The 2,436-nt window shown below is 61.8% G+C and carries 1 protein-coding gene; it reads right to left on the bottom strand.

Features of this window, described 5'->3' with window-relative positions:
- Positions 1-119: 119 nt before the first annotated feature.
- Positions 120-1,889, bottom strand: a complete 1,770-nt coding sequence (locus tag NQU54_RS48305; protein ID WP_257636615.1) for a reverse transcriptase/maturase family protein — start codon at positions 1,887-1,889, stop codon at positions 120-122.
- Positions 1,890-2,436 lie beyond the last annotated feature (547 nt).

Genomic DNA, 2,436 nt, shown 5'->3' with positions numbered 1-2,436 from the left:
ATCGGTACTGGTGGGCCGTCGGCGAGGTGCCCGCAGAGCGGGTCCTTTTCCGACGACCCCCAGTCCAAACGACGCATGCGACTTTCACCGCACGTCGCTTTCCAGTGACTACCCCGTGATCAGCGAGAGCGGCCGTGGATGTCCTCGTGACATGGCTTGCAGGCCACGAGGGTCTTGCGGTGCCGTTTCGCCATGAGGTCAGCCCACTCGGGGCGATCTCTGCCCGGCTTGCCGAGGTCAGCGAGCTTGGCGACGTGATGGACTTCCATCGCGCCCGTTCGCCCGCATAGCTCGCATCGTCCAGCGAGGAGCCGATTGATCAGCTGCCTTCGCTTGACGACAACCGGGGGAGTTTGACGATCGGTCAGGGCCGCTTTCTCCTGCCGTCTCATCGGTGTGCCGCCGAACCTCGTGACCAGCGGTTTCCTCCCGTTGCGCTCGACGCGGGCTTCGAAGCACGTGCGTGGCCCGTGTGGAGTGACGACTTTGGCCTTGTACTTCCGGGCCATCTTCGCCACCGACGAGCGGTGCTTGGCTGCCAGTGTCATCAACATCGAGGTCTCCATCACCCACTGCAACCGGTAGAGCCGGAATACGTCTCCGGCCAGCAGGTAGTACTGGACGATGCCCCTGAGTTCGGCTCCGTAGGTGCTGACGATGATGTGATCGTCCTCGTTCACCAGCTCGGACCGGTACGCGGGTTTGCCGCGCTGCATGTAGGGGGCTGACTTGGCAGATACCACCGAACGAGGGACATGCAGTCCGATCGTCCCATTGACAGCGCGCCGTCCACGGGTGATCTTGCGGTCGTTGTATCGCACGGTGATTTCGTAGCCGAGGAACTTTGCAGCCTCTGTTCTGGCATGCGTGATGAGCGTTTTCTCTTGGGAGAGTTCGAGCTTCAGGGTCTGCTGAAGGAAGTCTCTGAGGCGCTCTTTGATTTCCTCGGCCTCTGCCTTGGGTCCGACGAACCCGAGCAAGGTGTCGTCGGCGTAGCGGACGTACCGCAATCGCCGATAGTTGGGGTCCTGAGGGTCCCCGGCAGGCATTCGGTGGAGCTGCTTTTGCAGTTGGTGCACCGCCTTCCGGTCGCCCCGCGCGCGGGCTCGGCGGATCCGTTCCCACGTGCGGGGGTAGTCCGGGTTTCTTGCCTTCACCTTGCCTCGGGTGTATTCCGGAATGAGGACTGTCTCAACGAATTCATCCAACCTGTGCAGGTAGATGTTGGAGAGGATCGGTGAGACGACACCGCCTTGCGGGCTCCCGCTCAGCGTGGCGTTCCAGATCCACTCCTCCAAGTATCCGGCTTTCAGCATGTTTCGCATGAGCCGCAGGAATCGGTTGTCGCGGATTCTCTCGCCCAGGATCCCGAGCATGACCGAGTGGTCAAGCCGGTCAAAACATTGGGCGATGTCCCCCTCGATGAACCAGACCGTTCCTTTCCAGGTGTTCGCCACGTCGCGAAGGGCTGTGTGACAGCCCCGGCGGGGGCGGAAGCCGTGGGATGCGTCGGAGAATGTCGGCTCGTAATACGCCTCCAGTAAGAGGCGCACCACTTCGCCGACGAGCTTGTCCGACCATGGCGGCAGACCGAGAGGGCGCAGCTTCGTGCTGCCCCGCCCTTTGGGGATGTAAACCCTTCTGGCCGGGCTCCATCGGTACCGCTCGTGGCGGAGGTCGTCGATGATGCGCTCGATCTTGGCCAGTGACATGCCGTCAACGGTTTCACCGGTGGCGCCGGGCGTCATGGCTCCCTTGTTGGAATACAGACGCCCGTAAGCCAGTAGATACAACTGCGGGTTGAACAGCTGTCGATACAGCTCATTGCACGGCAGGCCACGCCTGCCGCGTTCACGGAGGACACTCAGCACCGTTTCGGCGTTCTGCATTACGCATACCTCCCGATTTCTGCGTGCCCGATCACCTGGCCCCCTTCGCCCTGCGGATGGCCTTCCCATCCTCCTTGGCCGGTCGTGACGCCGACGACTACTACGGGGCCTCCGTCGCCATAGGGTTCGCACCCCTTAGGCGATCCCGTGTTCTTCCCTGTCATACGTGATAGAGCGACTTAGGCGCCCCACTCATCCCCTTGAATGCCTTAACTGGGCATCGCTCCGCGCTCTGAAGGTTGCGCCGAGTCATCGACTACCTCGACGCACAGCACGGCACCGGTTTCGGGCGTTTTTCCGATGGACTTGATTTTTAGTCTCCTGGGGATTGGGGTTCAGGCAGTTTAGCTTTCGCCATATCGCACGGGTCCCACGATGCGCCGTCCCGAACGCCTGAGCCCGGCCATCGTTTTCCTGGCATGCTGCGGTCCCCTTCACCTTTCGGTTCCAGGTGAGCCATTAGACCCAAGAACCTCCCTTCAAGTTCCTCCCGGCTAAACCGGGGATATGACAGGGCGCCTCACGGCGCACTCGATGCCATCCGCTA

Source organism: Streptomyces malaysiensis subsp. samsunensis, assembly GCF_024519315.1.
Taxonomy (GTDB): Bacteria; Actinomycetota; Actinomycetes; order Streptomycetales; family Streptomycetaceae; genus Streptomyces; species Streptomyces malaysiensis.
The sequence above is the reverse complement of the archived record's forward strand: the minus strand, read 5'-3'. Positions and strand labels throughout refer to the sequence as shown.

Coding starts and splice junctions, on each gene's coding strand:
- NQU54_RS48305 (WP_257636615.1), bottom strand. CDS start 1,889: ATGCAGAACGCCGAAACGGTGCTGAGTGTCCTCCGTGAACGCGGCAGG.